The 24,017-nt window shown below is 53.4% G+C and carries 21 protein-coding genes, 1 pseudogene and 1 riboswitch; of the genes and pseudogenes, 12 read left to right on the top strand and 10 right to left on the bottom strand.

Translation table 11 applies throughout. From position 1 onward, the window contains the following. The first annotated feature begins 39 nt into the window (after positions 1-39). The 7 genes from ACFOE0_RS07805 (at position 40) to ACFOE0_RS07835 (ending at position 7,729) form a co-directional block, all read left to right on the top strand. A complete protein-coding gene (locus ACFOE0_RS07805; RefSeq protein WP_248937522.1) occupies positions 40-561 on the top strand; it encodes a PepSY domain-containing protein in 522 nt (173 codons plus the stop codon). A gap of 59 nt (positions 562-620) precedes the next feature. Continuing rightward, positions 621-1,298 carry a response regulator transcription factor gene (locus tag ACFOE0_RS07810; RefSeq protein ID WP_115139143.1) on the top strand — a complete coding sequence of 226 codons (678 nt, stop codon included), beginning with the start codon at positions 621-623 and terminating at the stop codon, positions 1,296-1,298. Between the two features lie 49 nt (positions 1,299-1,347). Continuing rightward, on the top strand, positions 1,348-2,610 hold the full coding sequence (locus ACFOE0_RS07815; protein WP_248937566.1) for a sensor histidine kinase: 1,263 nt from the start codon (positions 1,348-1,350) through the stop codon (positions 2,608-2,610). Positions 2,611-2,612: 2 nt separating this feature from the next. Beyond that, positions 2,613-3,296 (top strand): TIGR01621 family pseudouridine synthase, encoded by a 684-nt coding sequence (locus tag ACFOE0_RS07820; RefSeq protein ID WP_248937523.1) that lies wholly within the window; start codon positions 2,613-2,615, stop codon positions 3,294-3,296. 85 nt (positions 3,297-3,381) lie between these two features. Beyond that, positions 3,382-4,698 carry a DASH family cryptochrome gene (locus tag ACFOE0_RS07825; protein ID WP_248937524.1) on the top strand — a complete coding sequence of 439 codons (1,317 nt, stop codon included), beginning with the start codon at positions 3,382-3,384 and terminating at the stop codon, positions 4,696-4,698. After that, a complete protein-coding gene (locus tag ACFOE0_RS07830) occupies positions 4,692-6,185 on the top strand; it encodes an FAD-binding domain-containing protein (protein ID WP_248937525.1) in 1,494 nt (497 codons plus the stop codon). Before ACFOE0_RS07825 ends, ACFOE0_RS07830 begins: the two co-directional genes overlap by 7 nt. Then, positions 6,182-7,729, top strand: a complete 1,548-nt coding sequence (locus tag ACFOE0_RS07835) for a cryptochrome/photolyase family protein (protein WP_248937526.1) — start codon at positions 6,182-6,184, stop codon at positions 7,727-7,729. Before ACFOE0_RS07830 ends, ACFOE0_RS07835 begins: the two co-directional genes overlap by 4 nt. Here ACFOE0_RS07835 and ACFOE0_RS07840 read toward each other — a convergent pair. The 5 genes from ACFOE0_RS07840 to ACFOE0_RS07860 form a co-directional block, all read right to left on the bottom strand. After that, positions 7,726-7,881, bottom strand: coding sequence for a DUF2256 domain-containing protein (locus tag ACFOE0_RS07840; protein ID WP_248937527.1), 156 nt, complete (start codon positions 7,879-7,881; stop codon positions 7,726-7,728). The genes ACFOE0_RS07835 and ACFOE0_RS07840 overlap by 4 nt on opposite strands. Before the next feature lie 140 nt (positions 7,882-8,021). Continuing rightward, positions 8,022-8,783, bottom strand: a complete 762-nt coding sequence (gene moeB / locus ACFOE0_RS07845; protein WP_115139137.1) for a molybdopterin-synthase adenylyltransferase MoeB — start codon at positions 8,781-8,783, stop codon at positions 8,022-8,024. A gap of 49 nt (positions 8,784-8,832) precedes the next feature. Continuing rightward, on the bottom strand, positions 8,833-10,077 hold the full coding sequence (gene moeA, locus ACFOE0_RS07850) for a molybdopterin molybdotransferase MoeA (RefSeq protein ID WP_248937528.1): 1,245 nt from the start codon (positions 10,075-10,077) through the stop codon (positions 8,833-8,835). A 111-nt stretch (positions 10,078-10,188) separates the two neighbouring features. After that, the gene (locus tag ACFOE0_RS07855) at positions 10,189-11,292 is read right to left on the bottom strand and encodes an efflux RND transporter periplasmic adaptor subunit (RefSeq protein WP_248937529.1); all 1,104 of its coding nucleotides are present in this window, start codon (positions 11,290-11,292) and stop codon (positions 10,189-10,191) included. Beyond that, entirely contained in the window at positions 11,289-14,381 is a 3,093-nt protein-coding gene (locus tag ACFOE0_RS07860) for an efflux RND transporter permease subunit (RefSeq protein WP_248937530.1), read from the bottom strand. Before ACFOE0_RS07860 ends, ACFOE0_RS07855 begins: the two co-directional genes overlap by 4 nt. Positions 14,382-14,589: 208 nt before the next feature. Between ACFOE0_RS07860 and ftnA the strand changes: the two genes are divergently transcribed. After that, positions 14,590-15,123 (top strand): non-heme ferritin, encoded by a 534-nt coding sequence (ftnA, locus tag ACFOE0_RS07865; protein WP_115139133.1) that lies wholly within the window; start codon positions 14,590-14,592, stop codon positions 15,121-15,123. A 62-nt stretch (positions 15,124-15,185) separates the two neighbouring features. Here ftnA and ribB read toward each other — a convergent pair whose 3' ends face one another. Next, positions 15,186-15,842: a 3,4-dihydroxy-2-butanone-4-phosphate synthase gene (gene ribB, locus ACFOE0_RS07870; protein ID WP_248937531.1), complete on the bottom strand. Its 657-nt coding sequence runs from the start codon at positions 15,840-15,842 to the stop codon at positions 15,186-15,188. 133 nt (positions 15,843-15,975) lie between these two features. After that, positions 15,976-16,178: riboswitch (FMN riboswitch) on the bottom strand. Between the two features lie 77 nt (positions 16,179-16,255). Here ribB and ACFOE0_RS07875 point away from each other — a divergent pair. Beyond that, positions 16,256-16,504: pseudogene (locus tag ACFOE0_RS07875) on the top strand (GIY-YIG nuclease family protein); the annotation flags it as partial. A gap of 94 nt (positions 16,505-16,598) precedes the next feature. On the opposite strand, the gene ACFOE0_RS07880 reads toward ACFOE0_RS07875, so the two are convergent. Beyond that, the gene (locus ACFOE0_RS07880) at positions 16,599-17,516 is read right to left on the bottom strand and encodes a DUF4097 domain-containing protein (protein ID WP_248937532.1); all 918 of its coding nucleotides are present in this window, start codon (positions 17,514-17,516) and stop codon (positions 16,599-16,601) included. Between the two features lie 302 nt (positions 17,517-17,818). Between ACFOE0_RS07880 and ACFOE0_RS07885 the strand changes: the two genes are divergently transcribed. Further along, on the top strand, positions 17,819-18,595 hold the full coding sequence (locus tag ACFOE0_RS07885; RefSeq protein ID WP_248937533.1) for a class I SAM-dependent methyltransferase: 777 nt from the start codon (positions 17,819-17,821) through the stop codon (positions 18,593-18,595). Between the two features lie 302 nt (positions 18,596-18,897). Here ACFOE0_RS07885 and hmpA read toward each other — a convergent pair whose 3' ends face one another. Both hmpA and soxR read right to left on the bottom strand, forming a co-directional pair. Then, positions 18,898-20,088, bottom strand: coding sequence for an NO-inducible flavohemoprotein (hmpA, locus tag ACFOE0_RS07890; RefSeq protein WP_248937534.1), 1,191 nt, complete (start codon positions 20,086-20,088; stop codon positions 18,898-18,900). Positions 20,089-20,281: 193 nt separating this feature from the next. After that, positions 20,282-20,719 carry a redox-sensitive transcriptional activator SoxR gene (gene soxR / locus ACFOE0_RS07895; RefSeq protein ID WP_248937535.1) on the bottom strand — a complete coding sequence of 146 codons (438 nt, stop codon included), beginning with the start codon at positions 20,717-20,719 and terminating at the stop codon, positions 20,282-20,284. Between the two features lie 182 nt (positions 20,720-20,901). On the opposite strand from soxR, the gene ACFOE0_RS07900 reads away from it, so the two are divergent. Both ACFOE0_RS07900 and ACFOE0_RS07905 read left to right on the top strand, forming a co-directional pair. Further along, positions 20,902-21,321 carry a VOC family protein gene (locus ACFOE0_RS07900; RefSeq protein WP_115139067.1) on the top strand — a complete coding sequence of 140 codons (420 nt, stop codon included), beginning with the start codon at positions 20,902-20,904 and terminating at the stop codon, positions 21,319-21,321. Continuing rightward, positions 21,314-21,940, top strand: a complete 627-nt coding sequence (locus tag ACFOE0_RS07905) for a flavodoxin family protein (protein WP_248937536.1) — start codon at positions 21,314-21,316, stop codon at positions 21,938-21,940. The genes ACFOE0_RS07900 and ACFOE0_RS07905 overlap by 8 nt, the downstream gene beginning before the upstream one ends. Here the strand turns inward: ACFOE0_RS07905 and ACFOE0_RS07910 are convergent. Beyond that, positions 21,916-23,787, bottom strand: coding sequence for a M14 family metallopeptidase (locus ACFOE0_RS07910; RefSeq protein WP_248937537.1), 1,872 nt, complete (start codon positions 23,785-23,787; stop codon positions 21,916-21,918). The two genes, ACFOE0_RS07905 and ACFOE0_RS07910, sit on opposite strands and share 25 nt — an antisense overlap. Between the last annotated feature and the right edge of the window lie 230 nt (positions 23,788-24,017).

Genomic DNA, 24,017 nt, shown 5'->3' on the forward strand with positions numbered 1-24,017 from the left:
CGCTGCAATTTACTTAGTTTGTTGAATCTGGAGAATAAAGTGTCGCGCCTCTTGCTTGGTTTAATGCTGATTTCCGGCGTTGCTTTCGCCGAATCTGACCTGTGGCAGCATCTGTCTCAGGCGCAGCATGTTGCGCCAATCAAACTGATGCAGGATGTCGAACGCCAATTCCCCGGAGTGATCGCCGAGTTCAGCACAGAGCTGGATGACGGTGTGCTGACCTATGAGATTGATGTGATCAATCCCAGAGATAAAAGCATGACAGAATTGGTGTATCGCGCCCGCGATGGCCAGTTGCTGCGCCGACAAACAGGAAATCTGACTTCTGAAGATAAAAATGAACTTCAGGCTGCAGCAAAAATTCTTGAGCACAATCAAACCTTTTCTCAACTGATAAACCAGGCAATGCAGACGCATCAGGCGTTTGTGGTCGAAGCACAGCTGGATCGAGACCTCGGGATCAATTACCTTGAACTTGAACTGCTCAATGCAGATGGCAAGGTCAAGCTCGCGTTCGACATCGACCAACAAAAACCACTGCCGCTGCTGACCTGGAGTTGAATCCGACTATCCTGTTTCGCCTGGTCTCTTTCCCGGAGTACCGGGCATAAGGAGATATAATGAAAGTTTTGTTGGTGGAAGATGACGCCACAACCATTGACTATATCGTCAAGGGATTTTCCGAGCAGGGATACAATATCGAAACGGCCAGTGATGGCCATCAGGGCCTGCTGCTGGCAACCAGTGGCCACTATGACCTGATGATTCTCGACCGGATGCTGCCTCAGCTTGACGGCCTCAAGGTGTTGGCCGCACTGCGCGCAACCGGTAATGAAACCCCGGTACTTATCCTGTCTGCTCTAAGCCATGTCGATGAGCGCGTCAAAGGCCTGCGTGCCGGTGGCGACGACTATATGACCAAGCCCTTTGCCTTTTCTGAGCTGCTGGTTCGCGCTGAGAAACTGATGCAACGCGGCCAGTCCAAACCAGTGCAAACCGCCATTAAGGTTGGTCCACTGGAGATGGAGTTGCTGACCCGCAATGTCACCCTGGGTGGTCAGGAACTGATCCTGCAACCTAAAGAATTCCAATTATTAAAATACCTGATGGAACATGCCAATCAGGTGATCAGCCGTACCCTGCTGTTTGAGGCTGTGTGGGACTATCACTTTGACCCGCGCACCAATGTTATCGACGTACATATCGCCAAGCTGAGACGCAAGTTTGAGGAGCTGGGATATGGTGAGTTGATTGAAACGGTAAGAGGTGCAGGTTATCGGCTCCGTCAACGTTTTTAAGCCGCTTCAAAGCAGTGCCTGGCGAATAACCATTATCTTTACCACCCTGGTGACCCTTATCATCGGGGCGCTGTTATTCGCCATGTACCGCGAGCTGATTCTGGAGCAGCAGCACCAGGTGGAGATCCACCTGGAGTCTGAGCGCATTCAGTACCAGCAGCTGGCGCTGACCTCTGGCAGACAGGCATTTGCTGCCCAGGTGCGAACTGCCGACCCCAAAACCATGTTGGTGGTATGGCAGCACGACAATCAGCTGGAGGGGGCCCTCAGTTTTATGCCGACGGATATGCCCTATCTGCCGGAAACCAAAGAGTTCCCTATTCTGACCGGTGGCCCGGAGAAGCTGCATATCTTCACCGGTGGCCTGGTACAGACCCGTTACGGTCCTGTGCTGCTGGCCAGTCGTACCGACCAGTTGGCAACCTTGATCGATAAGTTCATCAGTGCTGCCGCTACGGCTGTGATGGTGACGATTCTACTGACGCTGGCGGCAGGCTACCTGTTCTCCAAGGCCTTGCTGGGCCGTATGGTGCGATACAGCAAGCTGAGCCGACGCATTGAACAGGGTCATTACGATACCCGCTTCCCCATCTCAGAACATCCTGACGAGTTCGATATGCTGGCTACCCAGTTCAACCGGGTGCTGGATACACTGCAGAACAATCTGGATGCTGTGCGTGGGGTGACTGACAATATCGCCCATGACCTGCGAACGCCCCTGAGCCATATCCGAATCGGCATAGAGGAGCTGGCCAATAAGCCGGCCGAAGAGGTACCGGAGAACTGTGCCGTGTTGATTGAGGAGCTGGATATGTGTCTGGCAACCTTCAACGCCATGCTGTCGTTGACCCGCATTGAAGAGGGGCAACAGAAGCTGGAGCTGCAGCAGGTGAGTTTGGTGGATCTTTGCAGTGACCTGGAAGAGATGGCCTCTGCTGTGGCAGAGATGCAGGATCAACAGCTGTCGCTGACTACGGGCACTGACTGCCAGATCACTGGTGATAAGAGTTTGCTGTTTATGGCTCTGTATAACCTGATCGATAATGCCATCAAGTATTCAGGTGACGGCTCAGTGATCCGCATTGAGCAGGAAGGCGCAGTCATCCGCATCAGTGATAATGGCCCGGGGATTCCCGAGTCAGACAAGGACAGGGTGTTTGAACGCCTGGTGCGTCTGGACCCCAGTCGCCATCACGCGGGTACTGGCCTTGGCCTGTCCATGGTAAAAGCGATATTATCCCGCCATCAGGCCCGGATTGAGCTCAGTGACAATCATCCCGGGTTGATGGTGACTGTCACGTTCCGGACCTAATTTTGTACCAAATAATTCAAGACGAGGCCGACTTTCTGGTGATCAGTAAGTCGGCCAATGTGCATTTTCACAGTCAGGATGGCGAAGCCGGGGTGGTTGCCCGGGTGGAGCTGGACCTGAATATCAAACTCTATCCGGTTCACCGGCTGGATACCCTGACCTCAGGCCTGATTATTCTGGCCAAATCCTCCGAAGCGGCAGCTCGCTTTACTGAACTGTTCAGCGCCCACCAGGTGCAGAAGTACTATCTGGCGTTGGCCAAAGGTAAGCCCAAAAAGAAACAGGGCTGGGTGATTGGGGATATGGCGAAATCCCGCCGTAGCCAATACAAGCTGCTGCGCAGTACAGAAAATCCTGCCATTACTCAGTTCTTTTCCCAATCTGTGGATCAGGGATTGCGTCTGTATCTGCTCAAACCCTTGAGTGGCAAGACTCACCAGCTGCGAGTGGCGCTGGCCAGCCTGGGTTGTCCTATCCTGGGTGATACCTTGTACGGGGGAGAGGCGTCTGACCGGGGCTATCTGCATGCCTGGCAGCTGGAGTTCAATTATCAGGGGCAGGATTATCAATTCTGCGCCGAGCCGCTTCAGGGGGCTGCATTTGACCTGGACGGCGTGAAGGCACAAATGGCCGCCTGGTCACCCGCCTCCCAACAGCCCTGGCCAAAAGCCAAATCGGGCAAGTAATCCGGGTTTCAGTCACAGCTTTTACTGATCATTCGCCCCCGCCGCTGCGTACTTCTGGAGACCAATAACCAATTCCGGAGACAAGGTGGCCAGTCGAATACTCTATCTGTTTGACCAGGATCTGCGACTGTCGGATAACCATGCGCTGATGCAGGCTTGCCTGCAGGCTTGCCTGCAGGCGGGTCTGCTGCAGTTGGTCGCCTATTTGCCCGATAACAATCAGGGTGACAGATTTGGCAATCTGATGCTGGGTGAGCACAGACGCAGGTTTTTGCTGGAGAGCCTTCATCATCTGCAACAGAGCCTGAGTTACCCCGGCCATCATCTTGAGCTGATCACAGGTGACTGGCTGACAGGGATGGTGCAATTGGTTCGGGCCTGCCGGGCGGACAAACTCTTTTGCTCCCGCCCCCAGGGATATTGGGAGCGGCGCAGGCTTAAAGCTCTGCAACAGCAGTGTGGCGGTCTTGAGATCGTCCAGTTGGATACCGACACCCTGTTTCAGCATGCATTGCTGCCATTCAATCACCTCGACTTTCCCCGCAGCTTCAGCAAATTCAGAACACTCGCCGACAGCAAGTTGAAGGTATCGGAGCCATTACTCAGTTCCGGACACTGGCCTTCAGCTATCTCCAAAGTGAGGTTAACCCCGCAACTACCTGAGCTTACGGCCACAGTGAGCTCTGGTTATATCGGCGGCGAGTCCCAGGGAATGGCCAACTGGCAGGCTTACCTGGCCAGCGGTCATGCGCAGAGTTACAAAGAGACCAGAGACAGGTTGGATGGTTGGTATCAGTCCACCAAGCTGTCACCCTGGCTGGCATCGGGTTGTTTGAGTGTGCGACAGGTGTGGCATCAGCTGAGGGATTATGAAACTCGCTGGGGCGCCAATGCCTCAACCGGTTGGATAGCGGTAGAACTCTTGTGGCGCGAATACTTTCATTGGTATGGACATTTCTTCCCCAAAGCCCTGTTTTTGCAAAAAGGCCGATCAGGTCAAGGCCTGACCGGCTGTTTCTATCCCGAGAGATTCCGCAAATGGTGTGAAGGCAATACGCCCTGGCCTGTGGTGAATGCCTGCATGAATCAGCTCAACCAAACCGGCTATATGAGCAACCGCGGTCGTCAGCTGGTGGCCAGCGCCCTGATCCATGAGATGGGTATTGATTGGCGCGCCGGTGCCGGTTACTTCCAGCAGCAGCTGGTGGATTTCGATCTCCCGGTGAACTGGGGCAACTGGCAGTACATAGCCGGAGCGTTTGGCGGTCAGCAGCCAAAACACTTTGATCTGGCCTGGCAAACCGCAAAGCATGACCCGGCTGGTGAGTTTGTGCGCCTGTGGCGAGGGGATAAAGCAGATGAACAGTTGGATCACACTGATGCGGCGGATTGGCCATGCTGAAAAATGACAAGCTGAGGTGCGAACACAGGCCGCCGGTTGTACTGGTATGGCTGAAGCGGGATCTGCGGTTGGAAGACCATGCGCCGCTTAAGGCGGCCATCGACTCAGGCTTTCCGGTTCTGGTGTTTTACAGCTTCGAGCCCAGCTTGATCTCGAATCCCCATTACAGCCAGCGTCACTGGCGCTTTGTATGGCAATCTCTGGTGAATTTGCAGAGTCATCTGCGTTTGGTGGATGCGGGTTTGGCTGTATTCAGAGAGGAATTACTGTCAGTGCTCGACAGGATTGGCCAGAGCTTCGCTATTCGTCGTCTCTACAGTCATCAGGAAACAGGTCTGCATCAGACCTGGGAAAGAGACAAAGCGGTGGCTGACTGGTGTCATCAACATAGCGTGTCGTGGCATGAATCCCCTTGCGGTGCCGTTATTCGCGGCGCAGTCAACCGGGAGGGGTGGGATAGCCACTGGCAGCAGACAATGAGGGCGCCACAGCAGACGCCTGAACTGGACAGGGGCAGATTCGTTACCTTTCCCACAGACTTTAAGCCGGACGATGCCTGGCTTGAGCAGCCCAACGGCATGCAGCAGGGAGGCGTTGATGCGGCTTGGCTGACGCTGGACAGTTTTTTTGAGTCCAGAGGGCAGGGCTATCACAAGGGGATATCCAGCCCAAGCATCAGCCGTGAGACCTGCAGTCGCCTGTCTCCCTATCTGGCCTGGGGAAACCTGAGTCTGCGGCAGGTGTACCAACAACTGCTGGCTCACTGGTCTGAGCCCGGCTGGCGTATGGCGCTTAAGGCATTGTCTTCTCGCTTGCACTGGCATTGCCACTTCGTACAGAAGTTTGAAAGTGAAACCTCAATGGAATGGCACAGCGTTAATGCCGGTTACCGTCGGTTCCCATGGCGTCAGGACAAGCAGGGTTTGCAGGCTTGGCAGCAGGGCATGACAGGCTATCCGCTGGTGGACGCCAGTATGCGCTGCCTTGAGCAAACCGGTTATATCAATTTTCGCATGCGGGCCATGTTGGTGAGCTTTCTGTGTCACCATCTGCTGCTGGACTGGCGCGAAGGGGTGCAGCACCTGGCGCGGCTGTTCCTCGATTTCGAACCCGGCATTCATTACCCCCAGTTTCAGATGCAGGCAGGCGTTACCGGCGCCAACACCATACGCATCTATAATCCGGTGAAGCAGTCCAGGGAGCAGGACCCCAGAGGTGACTTTATTCGGCAGTGGCTGCCGGAATTGGCCTGTTTGCCCAATGAGCTTATTCATACACCCTGGGAGTTGGCTCCACTGGAAGCAGGTATGTATGGCTTCAATCCTGGCCGGGATTATCCGCAGCGGATTGTGGATAGTGAGCACACAGGTTCCAGAGCCAGAGAGCTGCTATGGAGCTGGCGCGCCAAACCTGCTGTCAGACGTGAAAAAGGTCGCATTCTGACCCGCCACACCAGACAACCTCTGAAAACAGGATCGCAGGTATGAAGGGACTCAGATTGATCCTGGGTGATCAGCTCAACGCTGCGCATTCCTGGTATCAACACAGGGATGACAATTGTCTTTATTTGATCGCCGAGCTGCATCAGGAAACCCACTATGTGCGCCATCACGTGCAAAAGGTCTGTGGCTTCTTTGCTGCCATGGCCGGATTTGCAGGCGCCCTCAAGCAAGCCGGACACAAGGTGATGCACCTGACCCTTGATGATACTGCCCAGGACAGGGATCTGCCTGCTCTGATTAAACGGATTTGCCGGGAGCAGCAGGTGACTCACTTTGAGTATCAGAGGCCTGATGAATACCGGCTTCAACAACAGCTGGGGCAGTTACAAAGCCAGCTGGCGGAGCAGGGTATAAGTTCTGATTGCTCCGATACCGAACACTTTTTACTGCCGTTTGAACAAATAGAGTCCCGCTTTGCCAAAGGCAAGCATGTGTTGATGGAGAGCTTCTATCGGCAGATGCGCAGGCAGACCGGAATTTTGATGACCGATGGCAAACCTGAAGGTGGCGGCTGGAATTTTGATGCTGATAATCGCCACAAGCTGAAACCCGAGGATATTGGGCAAATTCCCGAGCCTTTATGCTTTGGTAATGATGTCAGCGCTATTTTGCAGCGGCTTGAACGACATAGGGTTAACACCATAGGCAAGGCCAAAACTCGGCTGTTGTGGCCTGTCAGTCGTGCCCAGTCCAGGGAGTTGCTGCAGTATTTTATCCATCACTGCCTGCCGCTGTTTGGCCGTTTTCAGGATGCCATGACGGCTGAATCTCCCCATAGCTGGAGCCTGTACCATTCACGTTTGTCCTTTGCCCTGAATACCAAGATGCTGCACCCCACTGAGGTCATTCATCAGGCGCTGGCTGCCTGGCACAGTGGTGATGCGGATATTGCCTCGGTGGAGGGCTTTGTTCGCCAGATACTGGGGTGGCGTGAGTATGTCAGGGGCATCTACTGGCGCAATATGCCCGACTATGCCGATGCCAATCATCTTCAGGCCGGGGCAGCATTGCCTGAGTTTTTCTGGAATGGCGATACCCGTATGCAGTGTATGGCTGCCGCTATCGGGCAAAGTCTGCAGACCGCTTATGCCCATCATATCCAGCGATTAATGGTGACCGGTAATTTCAGTCTGCTTTGGGGCGCTGACCCCACGCAGGTGGATGCCTGGTATCTGGGTATTTATATGGACGCCATTGAGTGGGTGGAGATGCCCAACACCCGGGGCATGGCGCTGTTTGCCGACGGCGGCCTGATTGCTACCAAACCCTATGCGGCCAGCGGCAGTTATATCAATCGAATGAGCGACTATTGCAGCGGCTGCAGCTTTAATGTCAAAGCCCGCAGCAGTGAGGATGCCTGCCCATTCAACAGTCTTTACTGGGCCTTTATGGTGCAGCACAGAGAGAAGTTCAATCGCAATCCCAGGATCGGCATGATCTACCGTAACTGGGACAGGCTGGATGAGGGGGAGCAGCAGGCGACGCTGGCCAGAGCCAGTGCAATCAAACAGGGCAAGGTTGAGCTTTAATCCTGTGACTTGCTGGCGTCTGACCTGTTACCCCGGCAACGTTTGGAGCAGTAAACCACATCATCCCAGTGGTTGCGCCATTTGCGGCGCCAGCGAAATGGCCTCTGACAAACCGGGCAGGTCTTTTCCGGTAGCTTGAGTTTGCGGTGCATATCGTCACTGAATAAGTTTTTAATCAGGGGGTATTACGTATAAGCAAACAGGCTTGATCAGCCAGAGGGAGACGTTGAAACAAAAAAGCAGCGGCTCTGGCGAGCCACTGCTTGTATTTATCCGGATGAGTCAGTGAAACTCAGCCGCAGACTTTACAGCCCGGCTGCTTGGGGAGTTTCATCTCACGGAACTCCATGGTCATGGCATCCACCATCAACATGCGGCCCGCCAGACTTTGTCCCATACCCGTCAGTACCTTAATGGCCTCTGTGGCCTGCAGGCAGCCGATCATACCTACAACTGGGGCCAGAATGCCCGACTCCACGCAGGATAGCTGCTGCTCGCCAAACAGGGCGCTGAAGCAGTGGTAGCAAGGTGCGTCTTCGCTGTAGTCGAATACAGTGACTGTGCCTTCCATGCGGATGGCTGCGGCGGAGACCAAAGGTACCTTGTGCTTAAAGCAAGCGCTGTTGAGCTGCTCGCGCACCATCACATTGTCTGTGCAGTCCAGTACCAGAGTGTGCTTACCGACCAGCTCATCAATCTCAGGGTCATCCAGCACCGCATTGATGGTATCAATCTGGATATGGGGATTGAGAGCGGTCAGGCTTTGCCTGGCTGACTCCACCTTGGGCTGGCCTACATTGGCATCCTGGTGCAGTACCTGACGCTGGAGATTGGAGATCTCCACGGTATCAAAATCCACCAATGTCATCTGGCCAATACCGGCCACAGCCAGATACTGACTGGCGGCACAGCCCAGACCACCGGCACCGATAATCAGTACCCTGGCCAGTTTAAGTTTTTCCTGGCCATCGATATCCATGGCGCGGATAGAGATTTGTCGGCTGTATCTGAGCATCTCGGCATCAGACAACAGCTCTTGTGGGTGCTCACTCATTGGGAGTTCCTGCAAGGCGCCGATCTGGGTCGACACCTTTCGCTTATGATTAACTGAGAATTTCGTTGAACGGCTCAACATCAACCTGAGTACCGGCCGGGGTATCGCCCTGCATCTGTGGCATCACGATAAAGCTGTTGGCCAGACTCATGGAGGTCAGCATGCCCGACCCCTGGGAGCCTGTGGTACAGACTTCAAGCTCGCCCTGATCGTTACGGCTGAGGATGGCACGCTGGTACTCAACCCGACCCGGATGTTTGCGGATTGGGCTGGTCAGGGTAGCTTTCACGCTCAGGCTGGGCTGAGGCGGCAGGCCCTGCATTTTTTGCAGCAATGGCATCACGATTTTATAAAAGGTCACCATGGAGGAAACAGGGTTACCCGGCAGGCCACAGAATACCGCATCCCCCAGCTTACCGAAGGCAAAAGGTTTGCCCGGCTTGATGGCCATCTTCCAGAAGGTGATTTCGCCCTCTTCATCCAGAATCTGCTTGGTGTAGTCGGCATCACCCACAGACACACCGCCTGAGGTCAGCACCATATCGGCATTGCTGGAGGCTTCCAGAAAGGCGGCGCGAATCGCTTCCGGATCATCGGCAATCACGCCCAGATCCAGCCAGTTAACACCGGCTTTTTGCAGCAAGCCCAGAATCGAGTAACGGTTGGAGTCGTAGATCTGACCCGGTGCCAGATCGCTGCCCACTGGACGCAGTTCATCCCCGGTAGAGAAGAAGGCGACTGTCAGCTGACGGTATACCCGCACCTGACTCTGGCCTATGGTTGCCAGTACGCCCATTTCGGCGGCACCGATTCGGGTCCCTTTAACCAAGACCTTGTCACCGGCTTTCAGCTCTTCACCGCGGCCACGCACATTGGTGCCTGTGGCGTCGGGCGCTTCAATGGTGATCAGCTCGCCATCGGCCTGAGTTTTTTCCTGCATTTGCACTGTGTCATAACAGGCTGGTACTGGCGCGCCTGTCATAATGCGGATACAAGTGCCAGGCTGATACTCGCCCTCATAGGGGTGACCGGCAAAGGAGTAGCCCGCCAGTTTCAGGGTGCTGCTTTGTTGCAGATCCGCCAAACGGAAAGCATAACCATCCATAGAGGAGTTATCGAAAGGAGGCAGATCCAGCATAGAGGCCAGATCTTCAGCCAGAATACGACCCATAGCCTGATTGAGCTGGACGACTTCTGTATCAGCGGTTGGCTGTACCTGATCAAGCAGTTTGGGAATGGCTTGATCCGGATGCATCAGTCCCGGATGGCTACATGGATCTTGCTTGGCTTGCATATGAACTCCCTGCATAGGTTTCGCGATAGGCTGGTGGCCGCTATTATGCCACGGCCAAGCAGGATGACTATATGATCCCTGAGGCAAAAACCATTAAGGAGTCTGGATGGATTAACTGGCTCCTGAGCTTGCCGATGAGACTGCGCCGGTTGGTGCCGAATCCAGCTTCACCTGCTGGCCATCCTGCAGGGTTTCGGCGCCGCGGATCACCACTTTATCGCCCTCTTTCAGCCCGCCTTCCACTGCAATCCATTTACCTTCGCCATCTCCGAGGGCTACATCAATTTTTTCGGCGGTGTTGTCGGCATTGATACGGAATACACTGGCACCGGCTGAGCGCAGCACTATGGCATCTCTGGGTACCAGGGTGGTAAGCCTCGCAGGGGCAACCGGCAGGGCTAAAGACACAAGTTCGCCGACACTGAACAGCTCCTGCATCTCCAATGGCAGGTCCAGTCTGGCTTCAAAGGTTTGGGAGCGTACATCCGAGACCGGGATCAGACTGCGGATACGGGCGGTAAATTCCCCCTCGGCGTGGTAGATCCTCAGCTCATCATTGGCCTTCACTCTGCGGCTGTGTTTCAGCGGGGCGTGCAGGCGTATCTCCAGGTTGTCAGGATCTGTGATGGCGACAACTGACTCAGAGGGACCTATATCTTCCCCGGCCTGGTGCAATCTTTGAGTCACGATACCGGCAAAGGGAGCCTTCAGCTCAGTGCGGGCCAATGAGTCGGCAATCAGGTCAGTTTTGATTTGTGCCAGCTCCAGATTGTTGTGGGCCAGTTCCAGTTCGGCTTTGGCATCATCCAGCTCGGTTTGGGTGACGCCGTGACTGTTCTCCAGGCTCTGCAGTCGGCTGTAGTTGCGTTTTAATTTATTGAGTGTGATCTGCTCTCGTTTGGTCATCGCCTGCTGTTCAGCCAGTTGCAGTTTAAGCCGGGTTTGCTCGAGCCTGGCGACAATATCTCCTGCATTCACTCTGGTGCCGGCTTCCTGCACCCATTCCAGCTTGCCACTTACGCCAGCGGTCAGTTCGGCACTGTTGCGGCTGTGCACTGACCCGATCACCATAATCTTGGGAGACAGGGGACGATTTTCCACTTCGGCTACGGCTACCAGCCGGGCAGGTGCGTCTGCCGCCATCACAGTGCCGGAGAGAAGTGGGCTTATCAGTAAAACTGCGGTCAGCAGTGATGCAGTGAGTTTGCTGTTCATTGACTTACCTCTGGGTTCATCTGCTGAGTATGGGATAAGTGTTGGGACTTTGCCGCTCCGGCCAATTGCAGCAGGCTGGGCATCAGGATCAGGGTAAACAGGGCGCTGAAGGTCATACCGCCAACAATCACTGCGGCCAGCCCCCGGTAGATTTCACTGCCAACACCGGGTACCAGTACCAGCGGCAACATGCCGAATATGGAGGTCAGGGTACTCATGTAGACGGGACGTGCCCGGGTGGCGACAGCCTGATAAATGGCGTCATCCAATGACAAACCATCGCGGCTGCCCTGACGGGTTTGGTCAACCAGCAAAATGGCGTTATTAACCACCAATCCCATCAGGATGATAAAGCCAATCATGGTCAGCAGATCCAGGCTCTGGAAACTGATGAGATTGAGCAACTGCAGGCTGATCACCCCGCCACATACCGCCATGGGCATAGACAGCAATACCAGCACACTGTCTTTGGGAGACTTGAACAAAGCTGCCATCAGCAGGAACAGAATAATCACCGCCAGCAGGAAGTTGGTGCCCATATCTGTGATAGTTTGATTCAGTCTGTCGGCCGTGCCGCGGAATGCCAGTGAGGCATCGTCGGGCAGGCTGGCGCGAATGGCATCCAGAGTACCTGACTGGAGGACCTCCATGGCTTCGTCCATGGACATATCTTCAGGTGGGAACACCAGCAGAGATACCGCACGCTTGCCATTCACCCGCTGCAGTTGGGTTGGTCCCACGGTTCTGCGTATCTGCGCCAGTTCGCCCACAGTCTGGATCCCGGCAGAACGGGTGAATACCGGCGTGGCAGCCAGTTGCTCAGGTACATCCCATTCCGGTCCCTTGAGCAGCACGTCCATACGTTCATTACCGTCGAAGTACTCCCCCACAAACAGACCAGAGGTATAGGCGCGAATCGCATTGGCTATCTGGGTTCTGTCGACACCGGCCTGGGCCAGACGACGTTCATCCGGCACCAGTTGCAGCTCTGGCTGAGCCAGCGACAACCCCGGCAGCGGACGCACAGTGGCACCGGGCAAGGCTTCATTGATCATTCCCATGCTGGTGGCGGCGACCTGCATCAGGGCTTCCATATCCGGCCCCTGCAGATCGATATTGATGGAGCGGCCGCCATTAAAGCCAAATTGCAGCAGCGAACCCCGGCTGGGGAAGGCTTGAGTGTCGGGTAGATCCACCAGAATCTTTTCCCTCAGGTGTTGAATCATCTCATCAATGCGGGCCGGGTCTTCAGGATAGATAAACAACACATTGAAGGCGCCGAACACAGAGAAGTTATAGCCCTTGATATAGGGTTGTTGCTGTTTGTCATAGTAAGGCTTGAGCCGGTCGACAATCAGGGTACCCAACTCCCGGTTCATGGTTTCAATATTGGCGCCAGGGGGCAGCGAGAAGAAGGTAAAGATACCATCTGATCTGGCCTGGGGCAGAAAGTCCGGTCTGGGCATCAAGAGGATGGCAATGGCAGAGGTCCCCAGAATCAACGCGGCGCACCAGGCTGATGCTTTGGCCCTGCTGTTGGTTAAAGAGCGGATCAGCGCTGTGAGTCTGTTCCACAGACTGTGAACTTCTGTGTGCTGAGGCAGCTTGAGCCATAGCTGATTGAATACAGGAATGATGGTAATCGCGCTGAAGAAGGAGGAAACCACTGCCACCGACAGGGTTAGCGCCAGGTCTGAAAACAGCTGTCCTTCAACGCCCGGCATAAAGAGTACTGGCAGGAAGATGGCGACTGTAGTGGCTGTGGATGCCAGCAGGGCACCTTTTACCTGCGCAGTGCCCTGGAGTATGGCGTCCATGGCGGCCATTCCCTGTTGTCGCAGCCGCACTATGTTTTCCTGCACTATGATGGCTGCATCCAGCACCAGACCGACGGCAAAAGCCAGGCCCGCCAGCGAGATAACATTCAGGGTTCTGCCCATGGCATCCAGCACCATAAAGGCGATCAGCAGGGCAACGGGAATGGTAGAAGCGATAATCAGGGTGGCTTGCACATTACGCAGGAAGGCATAGAGGATCAGCATAGCCAACAACACGCCTATACCCAGATTCCCCTTAACCAGCAGGATAGCCCGCTTGATATGGATGGAGGCGTCGAAGGAGAGCTCCATGGTCAGGCCTTTGGGATTCAGCACCTGCTCATTCAGTTCTGCAATAGCCAGGTTTACATCATCCAGTACGGCGACCGTATTGGCATCGAAGGTCCCTTCCACAGTGATGTAGTAAGCCGGGTAACCGTTACGCTTGGTAAAACCCCTTTGCTCTGAGGTGGTGACGGTGACATCCGCCAGTTCATTCAGATAGACGGGGCGGCCATCGTTGTAAGTGACGATCAGGCTGCCCAGATTTTCCGGGGTGTATTTACCCACAAAACGCACTGTGTATTCGCGCCTGCCCACCTTGGCGGTACCGCCGGAAATATCCGCAGCCCGTGAGATAGTGCTGCGCAGCTGGTCGAGTGTGATACCCAGTGCGGCGGCCCGGTAAGGGTCAAACTCAATATGCAGTTCTTTGGGGCGTCGGCTTTGCATCTGTACAGCACCGACACCGGTAATTTGTCTCAGTCTCGGCTCCACCAAATCATCAAACAGCTTTTGATAGCGGGCGACATCGGTTTCCGGGTTGTCCGGCAGGGTATAAATCAGCAGTGAGGCCAGGTTGGGGGTACCGCCGTTGCCGCCACCAACGTTGATGAAGGGCTCGCCTGCATCCAGTGGACGGGGTGGGGTTTGATTGAGGGCGTTGATGACATTGATCATCGCCGCCTGCATATCGCTGCCCACTTCAAAGGTGAGGGTAATGGAGCCGAACCCCTGGCCAATGTTGGCGTTCATCTCTACCACGCCGGGGACCTGACGCAGCACGTTTTCCTGAGGCTCGATAATATTGGATTCCATCTCCTGAGGCGCTGCACTGCGCCAGTTGTTGAAGACGGAAATTTGCGGTTGGCTGATATCGGGTAGCAACTGGATGGGAAGTTTGGCAATGGCCAGGGCACCGAAGATCAGGATCAACAACAGGGCAACCAGAGTGGCAGCCGGATTTCGGGTACTGGTTTGGGTAAGGTTCATTGCTGTGCGTCCTTGTCGCCTTCCGAGCCAGATAATCCTATCGGCCGTTCACAATTCCGTGTGTAACTTATGGTTAGCAAATGTAACACAAGCAAGTGATTCAAGTGCACATTTGAGGGTAATTTATGATTTAATTCATTGCTTTTAATCAGGCCCTTCCCGACAATGTGGAGGTTGTATTTTGAATATGTTTACAAGAGGGACAGATATGCTGGCCGCGGCGATGATCGAAAAGCTGAATGAACAGATCAATATGGAGTTCTTCTCCTCCAACCTGTATCTGCAGATGAGTGCCTGGTGCGAAGACAAAGGATTTGAAGGGGCTGCCAAGTTTATGCGTGCCCACGCAGCCGAAGAGATGGAGCATATGCATCGCCTGTTCACCTATGTGAGCGAGACTGGCGGTATGCCACTACTGGGTGCTATTGAAGCGCCACAGGCTGAGTTCCCGTCACTGTTGGCGCTGTTTGAACACACCCTTGAGCATGAGCAGATGATCACTGCTGCAATCAATCAGCTGGCTCACACTGCCTTTACCTCCCAGGATTACTCCACCTTTAACTTCCTGCAGTGGTATGTGGCTGAGCAGCACGAAGAAGAGAAGCTGTTCAAGTCTATCGTCGACAAGATTCGCCTGGTGGGGGAAGACGGTAAAGCTCTGTTCTTTATTGATAAAGATCTGGAAGTGATGGCCTCTAAAGAGAGTGCCAGCATTATGCATGACCCGGGTGCTTCTGCCTGATAGTCTGTATTCAGTCACTAAAAAAGCAGCCCACTGGCTGCTTTTTTGTTACTTGCTCAAGCTCAACTGGCGGTTGCCATTTCACGTTCAAGCCGATAGGCCGTCAGATCTTCAATGGACAGTACCGGGTAACCATGTGTCTGACCAAACTGAATAATTTCTGCCAGCCTGGCCATGGTGCCATCCTCATTGGTCAGCTCGCACAGCACGCCGGCTGGCTTTAGTCCCGCCAGGCGCATCAGATCAACTGTGCCTTCGGTATGACCGCGACGTCCCAGCACACCTCGTGGATCTGCCCGCAGCGGGAACACATGACCGGGTCGAGCCAGATCAGCAGGTTTGGCATCATCTGCGATAGCAGCCCGAATAGTGGTGACCCTGTCGGCCGCACTCACTCCTGTGGTGACGCCATGGCTGGCCTCAATGGTCACGGTAAAGGCGGTGCCATACTGACTGGTGTTGCTGTTAACCATGGGTGGCAGATCCAGCTGTTTTAACCTGCCATCTGTCATGCACAGACAGACTATGCCACTGCATTCGCGGATCAACTGCGCCATTTGCGGCACGGTTAACAGCTCTGCACTGAAGATGAGATCACCTTCGTTTTCCCGGTTTTCATCGTCGACCAATAACACGCCCTTGCCTTGTTTAAGGGCATCGAGTGCATGTTCGACTCTTTGATTGGCATCGCCAAATTGATTTAGTAAGGACTGATCCATAATAAGTTTCCTCAATAATTGGAAGTTAGGATCAGGGCACAGGAAAGCTGCGGCCTGAAACGCTGGCCACAGGTACAGACAGACGCACGACAGATAACCACAGGGTATACCCGCGGTTACGGCGCGTCTTTACTGACATTCTCTTCCATCCGGACTCAGTGCGTCGATTGCTCGGCGCTCATTACCGTCGGCTCCGGAGTTTCACCGGATCTGCTTGTCCCTGTCATACCGCTCGGCTGACAGGCGCTCGCGGGCTGATTTCAAACACTTAATCCCATAGAATAAGCAATGAAAATTACCGCCGGTGGGGAGTTTCACCCCGCCCTGAGAACAAACCAACCGGGTTCCGATACCCGATCAGCGGGTACATAGTGCGAGTTTCTGAGCAACAAGGCAAGCCGGAGAAAGGCGAAAAAAACTGGTATTTGTACATGGTGCGATGCGCTGGAGGCCAGTTGTATACCGGGGTCACCATAGATGTGGACAGACGCTTTGCCGAGCATTGTGCCAATGGTAAGAAGACCGCTCGTTTCTTACGGGGTAAAGGGCCTTTGACTCTGGTGTATCGTGAGCTGGTGGGGGATAAAGGTGATGCCCTCAGGCGGGAGATTGCAGTAAAAAAACTCAGTCGCAATCAGAAATTGGCACTGATTGGCGACTGAGAAAGCGCTACTGTCCAGGGAGTGGTAAGCAGCGGTATTAGGGTGGACTCCGGCGACAACAAACTGCCGGAACCACGTCGGGAACTGTTCAGTATTACTTCAAGGTCACCTTGCCTTCGACACCGTCGACACTCAGGCTTCCTGAGCCCTCATCGATAATGTTCAGGCCACCTGTATTGCGCACAGTGATATCCCCTGAGCCATCGTCTATGGTCACCATGCCGGTGACATCTTTGATACGCATGCTGCCAGAGCCGTCATCTATAGTGACACTGCCCTGAACCTGGGTAATGGCGATATCACCTGAGCCGTCTTCGATATCCATGCTGCCATTGTGATTACGGATACTGATGCTGCCGGAGTTATCATCCAGTTGCAGCTCACCACTGGCATTGCTGATACTGATATCACCACTGCCATCTTTGATATTCATGGGGCCCGCGGTTTCCTGCAGTGAGATGCTGCCGCTGCCATCACCTATTTTGACCGCCTTGCCGCCTAACACCCGGATATCACCTGAGCCGTCTTCGATTTCGACATTACCTGTGGCGCCTGACAGGTTGATACTGCCGCTGCCATCATCAATCTCGACGTTATTACCACCCTGGATTTTGATATCACCTGAGCCATCCTCCACCTCCAGATTCAGAGACTTTGGCATTTCGACTGTGACATCAATAGAAGGGCTGTCGCCCCAGTTAATCTGGATCTGGTCGTCAATTTTGGCAATCAGTCGGGCGGTATCGCCACGGCGCTCCAGTATCAGCTCATATTTCATGTCCGCATCACCATAGATGTCGGCTTTAACCCGGATGCTATCCAGGCCTTCTACACCTTTGATGACCAGATGACCTGCACCTGTTTCTGCATCCAGAGCAGTAATACCGGATGCACTCAGGTTAAGGTTACGGCTTTCCAGAAATTCGGCGTTGTGACTGCCGGCGTTGACATTGATAACACAGCCGCTGAGTCCAATAGCGATAGCAGAGGCGATAAGAGCTTGGCGAAACATAGTGATAATCCTTCTGTTATACAGCCGACTGATTCGATATCTCCCTGAACCAATCTGTGGGTAGCGCGCCCACAAGAGCTGTTTTGTCTGTTGCTGTTTTGGTTACAGCAAATAGCAGCTAACGTGCCAAAGTTATAACTGTTTGATTTTATTTGTTATATTTTCGCTGGTGGTGTTTGGCGTCGACGTGAGTTGGTATTTGTCACTAATTTCCAGCAGGATAGCCAACATCGAGTGAGTAAATTCACCACCTTGATTTTCGCTCTGGCTCGATTGTCAGAGTCAGTAATGGAGTAAGTACCATGGAAGAGTATCTGGAGATTAATCGTAAAGGGTGGGATGCCAGAACCCGCATCCATCTGGACTCCTGTTTTTACGATGTGCCCGGTTTTCTGGCCGGTAAATCTTCACTGAACGAGATTGAGCTGGATGCACTGGGGGACGAGGTAAAGGGCAAAAGCCTGCTGCACCTGCAGTGCCATTTTGGTTTGGATACCCTGTCCTGGGCCAGACTGGGAGCCGAGGTTACTGGGCTGGATCTCTCCACCGAAGCAGTTAATCAGGCCAGAGAGCTGGCGAGCAAGGCCGGATTGGTGGCTGAGTTTGTCTGTGCCGACGTATACAGTGCAAGACAGGAGCTGCAGCAGGAGTTCGATTTTGTATTCAGCTCCTATGGCGTACTGTGCTGGCTGCCGGATCTGGATAAATGGGCAAAAACCATAGCGGCCAGTCTAAAGTCGGGTGGCACATTTTTACTGGCTGAGTTCCATCCCGTGCAGGCTCTGCTGGAAGGCTACAGCTACTTTAATCAGCCTGAGCCGGATATGGAGCAGGAAGGAACCTATACCGAGAATGCCGGTGCTGACAGTGAACTGTTCGCGACCTGGTCCCACAGTGTGTCGGAAGTGATCAATGCGCTGTTAAAAGCGGGATTGCAGCTGGTGGAGTTTAAAGAGTATGACTTTAGCCCCTACAACTGTTTTGAAGGCCTGGTTGATGCCGGTGATGGCCGATATATGTTGCAGCATGGCGAGCAGAGCGTGCCTCTGGTTTATCGCATCAGGGCGGTAAAACCCTGAGTGAAAACAATACCGCAGGCTTGATTGGCTCGCAGGGGAAGGCCAAAACGTGATTAACCACATTGCGCTCACTTAAAAGCTGATTAAAGGTTGCGACAGGTATATTGAAAAGGGCTGCACTGGGTGCAGCCCTTTTGCTATTCAGAGTTACAGGCCTTTATGGGGACTGCAATAATTTGATTCGTAGTGGATCAGTTTCCCGATGCCGTATGCAGTCATTGGAAATCAGAGGCCTTTATGCGGACTGAAAAAATCAATTCATAGTGGATCTGTTTCTTGATGCCGCAGTCTGCCATTGAAAATCAGAGACCTTTATGAGGACCAAACACTTCATAGTGTATCTGGGCATCGGCTACGCCCATGGTGGTCAGCTGAGCCTTAACATGAGCCATAAAGCCTACTGGACCACAGATGTAGAAGTCACCATTGGTCGGCAGAGTGCCATTGATAGCGTTCAGATCCATGGTACCGGCAAAGTCATAATGGCTGCCCTGAATATCCGTCGCGCCAGGTACTCTGTACCAGGTGTAGGCGGCCAGTTTGTTATGCTGCGCCAGCTTATGGTTAATCTCTTCACCGAAGGCGTGGGCAGCGCCATCTTCACTGGCGTGCAGCCACAGAGTCTCAGCGGTTTCACCATTCAGACGTTGATTAAGCATGCTCATAACAGGTGTCAGACCAACGCCACCTGATATCAGGGTCAGTGGCTTTTCTGCTGAGGTTTTCAGGAAGAAGTCACCGGCGGGAGGGATAACAGCCAGCTGGTCACCTACAGCAAATTTGTCGTGTAGTAACTGGGATACCACGCCCTCAGGGTCGCGCTTCACACTGATGCGGTAGCTTTTGCCGTTGGGGGCATCAGACAGTGAATACTGACGAATTTCGATATTTTCCAGGTCCGGATGTACCACCTTAAGGCTCAGGTACTGACCAGGTTCAAATCCCATGACCGGGCCGCCATCCACTGGAGTCAGTTCGAAAGAGGTGATCACTGACGACTCCTGCTTTTTGGCTGTGATCCGGAAATTACGGGTTCCGCGCCAGCCACCGTCATGAGCTGCGGCATCATCATAAATTTGAGATTCGCGCTGGATAAAGATATCGGCCAGCAAGCCATAGGCCTTACCCCATGCATCTATGACCTCATCAGTAACCGCTTCACCGCCCAGCTCTTTCAGGGTTTCCAGCAGGTGATGGCCGACAATATTGTACTGCTCAGCTGTGATCAAAAAACCTGTGTGCTTTTGGGCTATCTTCTCTACCGCCGGGCCCAGTGCCGCCAGGTTGTCGATATTTTTGGCGTAGGCAGCCACAGCGTTGAACAGGGCAACAGGTTGATCGCCTTTACGCTGGTGGGCCAGGTTAAAGATATCTTTCAGCTCAGGATGGTGGCTGAACATGCGCTGGTAAAAGTGCTTGGTCAGCTCCGGGCCGGCAGACTCCAGCAGAGGGATGGTGCTTTTCACAACTGAAATTGTTTTTTGATCCAACATATTTAGCGACCTCTAAATTTAAATAAGTATTTAATTTGCATGTTTTGAGGTAAATCTATAGCTGCATTTAATATAGATCAATAAAAATAGTCTGCAGATGTGGTAGGAGGTGATCTATGTCACTTTTATAGGGTCTGTTGACCTTTGAAGATGGTTTTTGCAGACCCTTATCAATCACTTACAAAATTAATGGTTATTCCTTGTCTCTGTCCAGCAGCACGGGACCGGGTCCCTGTTCTGCCAGTTTGTCATCCTGGTTGTAGATGGGGCAGTTCTTCATCGACAGGCAACCGCAGCCGATACATCCACCCAGGGAATCCCGTAGCCGCTGCAGATATCGAATACGCTTATCCAACTCCTGCTGCCAACTGGCTGCCAATTTATCCCAGTCATCAGAGGTTGGGGTTCGATTGTCCGGCAGGCTGGCAAAGGCCTGCTTTATCTGCGTCAGACTAACGCCAACCTTCTGTGCCGCTTTAATGACTGAGACCCGGCGGAACACATCTTTTTGATATCTGCGTTGATTACCGGCATTGCGCCAGCTTTTGATCAATCCCTTCTCTTCATAGAAGTGCAGGGCTGACACTTTTACCCCGCAGCGACGGGCTACATCTCCTACTGAAAACTCCATTTCTGCCTCCTGATGAAAAAAAATCCAAAAAAGTACTTTACCTCAAGTTAACTTGAGGTTTTAGGCTTGTAACCAAGTTAACAAATGGGAGTGCGCAAATGAACACTCAACCCTGGGATCGATTCTTAGCTTTGTTACAGCAACTTTTTAATCAGGTAATGGAAAACAAGTAGGAGGACAGGATGATCAGACTCGAACATATCAATTTAGTGGTGGCCGATATCGACGCCATGATCAGCTTTTATGGCGCAGCTATGCCTCACTGGCATGTGCGAGGTGGTGGCGATGGCACCTGGTACGGTAAGCCCAGACGCTGGTTGCACTTTGGCGATGAGTTCAGCTATATCGCACTTAGTGATAATGGCGAAGGAGATAACCGTAACCTGGAAGGTCATCAACAGGGACTGGCGCACTTTGCCTTTGTTACCAGCGACCTTAACGCCCTGAGAAAACGGATGCAGGACGCCGGATACAGTATCGCCAAAGAGGGACAACCGACCGAATTCAGGGACAATGTTTACTATATCGACCCGGCGGGTTTTGAAGTGGAGTTTGTCAGCTACCTGAGTGATAACCCTGAGGAAAGAAACAACTATGACTGAGGCAAGGGAGAGCAAAGCAGCATTACGAATAGCCATAGTCTATTTCAGCCGAACCGGGGTGACGGCGCAGATGGCTGAAGCGATAGAACAGGGGATTGAAACCTTCCCCCAGGTTGACGTTATCAGCCATCAAATCCAGGGAAAGGAGATAGTGGAAGGGCGGTTTGCAAATCCTGCTCTGTTCGAAGCGCTGGCCGGATGTGACGCCATTATTTTCGGCTCACCCACCTATATGGGCTCAGTGGCTGCTCAGTTTAAGGCGTTCGCCGACGCCAGCTCAGATCTTTGGTGTGACCAGCTCTGGACGGACAAACTGGCCGCCGGTTTTACCTGTGGCGGTTCCCCCAACGGCGATCAAAGCTCAAGCCTGCACTATATGGCGACTCTGGCCAGCCAGCATGGCATGTTGTGGCTGGGATTGGATGCTGCAGCTGGCTACAGGGATAAAGGTGTTAATCGCCTGGGGTGCCAACAGGGGGCCTCGGCTCATGCTCCCGAAGGAGAGCTGCATCTGGAAGACAGAAAAACCGCCCGGTATCTCGGGCGGCGGGTGGCAGAACAGGTGCTGAGGTTTTCCCCTCAGTCGGGCTCTGATTACAGGGCTCTCAGCACAGGGTAAACCTGATACTCACTGTCGAAGTAGGGGCTGCGCTCGTAGAACCAGCGCAGTCTGGCTTTGGGGTCTGCCTTAAAGGCTTCGTCCTGCTCCAGTTTGGCTTCAAACTCAGCCTTCAACCCGGCATCATTGGCCAGCATCTGGGCTGCCATGGGTTCTACCGCGTAATCTTCAATATATTCGGTACGGGTAAAAATGGGGTTGAACAGGCCCCATTGCAGCAGGGAGTCCGGCGACTGAGGCTCCAGCAACAAAATGGCCAGATCTCCCAGAGGTTGTTTGGTATCAATTTTCACTGTACCTGCTGGCAGTGTTTCAGTGACAAACTGCTTGCTGATATCAGTCTTTACTCTTTGCCTGCCTTCATAGTCCTTGTCATCAAACTCAGGATTGGTCAGTTGATACTGTTCGGCGCGCACTTGTGTTGGTGTTTCCAGTCGGGTCATGCGGATACCATGAATCTCCAATCTGTCGATCACCTCCTGCCATTGAGCCGGGATATAGTAAGCGGCCGGTCGGCTGACGCTGATGGCAGGCTTGGTTTTGCCTTCCAATGGCAGGGCTTCATAGAGTCTGGGTTTGCCGGTCCAGCGAACCACCTCTGCGCCACTGATGGGACTGGTCTCCAGACGATAATCTATGCCTTTAAAGTCCCAGGTGAAGGCTTGGGTTTCGCTTTCCCATGCCAGTGTCACCCTGTCTGGATAGGCGTATTTGTCCTTATGTATTGCGGCTCTGAGGCTGACAGTTTCGTCAGCTAAGGTTTTCAGGGTTTGTTCCATCATCACATAGGTGCCCAATACCCTCTGTTTATAGGGCTTGAGACTGTGGTTTTCAATCAGCACTGTGGGCAGGTGTCTGGCATCGCCATAGCCATTGGAAAATCGGGGGGAGGGATTCCAGTAGCTCATGCCTTTACTGATATCGGTTTTATCCAGGGCAAACACCAGTGAGCCAGGAACATGGCCTGCCTGGGTCAGGGCCTGGTCCACAGCCGGACGCCAACGCTTCTCCAGCCAGTCAAAGCTGGCAGGGCTAAGCCCCTGTTTGACGTTATAGCCATAGGTCACATCGTACTGATAGTCGATTCCATCGGTGACATGTACGTCGATATAGAGATCAGGTTGCCAGATATTGATGGCCCGCAGCATATGCTGCATCTCTGGGGTATCAGCCTTGGCATAGTCACGATTCAAATTGAGGTTGGTCGATGTGGTGCGCCAGCCCATATCTACAGGGCCACGTTGATTTACCCTGTTGGTGTCGCTCTGGCGTTCGTGGCCATCGACACTGAAAATGGGGACAAACAGCAGATTGGCATGTTCCAGCAGCGTCCCTTTGTCACCAGTCACCATATCCCGCAGCAGCATCATTCCTGCGTCTTTACCATCGATTTCGCCGGAGTGAATACCGGCCTGAATAAGGACAGTGGGCTTTCTGTGCTGCTTCAGCTCAATGGGCGTTGCAACCCCCTCTTTGGTGGCGATAACCATCCAGATCTCTCTTCCCTGAGGGCTGGTGCCCAAACTGACCTTATTCAGCATGGGAGAGTGTTCAACCAGCTTATTCAGCCAGGCCATAGTGGCTTCATAATCCGGGCTGACCTTGCCACCACTCAGCTCAAATTCAGTCACCCAGGGATGGTCTGCGCTCTTCATCAGGGCTTCACTGGCACCATGCCACTGGATAATGGGAGGCAATATTCCGTCATTCACATAGTCAGCGGCGATTTGCGGGACAGCTTGCTGCTCGGCAAAGCTTATCTGGGTCAGTCCAAGCAATGACAGTCCGAGCAATGATCGGGTGAAGGTTCTTTGGTTGAAAGAGCTGGGAAACAGAAGGCTGGGCATGGGATCTCCGGAGGCGGTTTTGTCCGCGGGGACACCGCTCGCTTTATATTCAGTGCACATAAACTGCTCAACACGGACTGGCTTGTCAAGCGTGCTACAGCTAACTCATTGTTCTCGGGAGCACTCTTTATTTATGCATGGGTGAATTGGCGGGGGATACGGACAATAAAAAACGGCCCCTTAAGGAGCCGCCTTTTTATCGGACAACAGAGCTTGTATATACAAGCAAG

Source organism: Shewanella submarina (assembly GCF_042646185.1).
Taxonomy (GTDB): Bacteria; Pseudomonadota; Gammaproteobacteria; order Enterobacterales; family Shewanellaceae; genus Shewanella; species Shewanella corallii.

What these genes read in the sequence shown, in the direction of transcription:
- ACFOE0_RS07880 (WP_248937532.1), bottom strand. Translation starts at nt 17,516, where the DNA reads ATGTTTCGCCAAGCTCTTATCGCCTCTGCTATCGCTATTGGACTCAGC.
- ACFOE0_RS07840 (WP_248937527.1), bottom strand. Translation starts at nt 7,881, where the DNA reads ATGCACCGCAAACTCAAGCTACCGGAAAAGACCTGCCCGGTTTGTCAG.
- soxR (WP_248937535.1), bottom strand. Translation starts at nt 20,719, where the DNA reads ATGGAGTTTTCAGTAGGAGATGTAGCCCGTCGCTGCGGGGTAAAAGTG.
- ACFOE0_RS07885 (WP_248937533.1), top strand. Translation starts at nt 17,819, where the DNA reads ATGGAAGAGTATCTGGAGATTAATCGTAAAGGGTGGGATGCCAGAACC.
- ACFOE0_RS07830 (WP_248937525.1), top strand. Translation starts at nt 4,692, where the DNA reads ATGCTGAAAAATGACAAGCTGAGGTGCGAACACAGGCCGCCGGTTGTA.
- moeB (WP_115139137.1), bottom strand. Translation starts at nt 8,783, where the DNA reads ATGAGTGAGCACCCACAAGAGCTGTTGTCTGATGCCGAGATGCTCAGA.
- moeA (WP_248937528.1), bottom strand. Translation starts at nt 10,077, where the DNA reads ATGCAAGCCAAGCAAGATCCATGTAGCCATCCGGGACTGATGCATCCG.
- ACFOE0_RS07910 (WP_248937537.1), bottom strand. Translation starts at nt 23,787, where the DNA reads ATGCCCAGCCTTCTGTTTCCCAGCTCTTTCAACCAAAGAACCTTCACC.
- ACFOE0_RS07810 (WP_115139143.1), top strand. Translation starts at nt 621, where the DNA reads ATGAAAGTTTTGTTGGTGGAAGATGACGCCACAACCATTGACTATATC.
- ACFOE0_RS07860 (WP_248937530.1), bottom strand. Translation starts at nt 14,381, where the DNA reads ATGAACCTTACCCAAACCAGTACCCGAAATCCGGCTGCCACTCTGGTT.
- ACFOE0_RS07835 (WP_248937526.1), top strand. Translation starts at nt 6,182, where the DNA reads ATGAAGGGACTCAGATTGATCCTGGGTGATCAGCTCAACGCTGCGCAT.
- hmpA (WP_248937534.1), bottom strand. Translation starts at nt 20,088, where the DNA reads ATGTTGGATCAAAAAACAATTTCAGTTGTGAAAAGCACCATCCCTCTG.
- ACFOE0_RS07900 (WP_115139067.1), top strand. Translation starts at nt 20,902, where the DNA reads ATGATCAGACTCGAACATATCAATTTAGTGGTGGCCGATATCGACGCC.
- ftnA (WP_115139133.1), top strand. Translation starts at nt 14,590, where the DNA reads ATGCTGGCCGCGGCGATGATCGAAAAGCTGAATGAACAGATCAATATG.
- ACFOE0_RS07855 (WP_248937529.1), bottom strand. Translation starts at nt 11,292, where the DNA reads ATGAACAGCAAACTCACTGCATCACTGCTGACCGCAGTTTTACTGATA.
- ribB (WP_248937531.1), bottom strand. Translation starts at nt 15,842, where the DNA reads ATGGATCAGTCCTTACTAAATCAATTTGGCGATGCCAATCAAAGAGTC.
- ACFOE0_RS07905 (WP_248937536.1), top strand. Translation starts at nt 21,314, where the DNA reads ATGACTGAGGCAAGGGAGAGCAAAGCAGCATTACGAATAGCCATAGTC.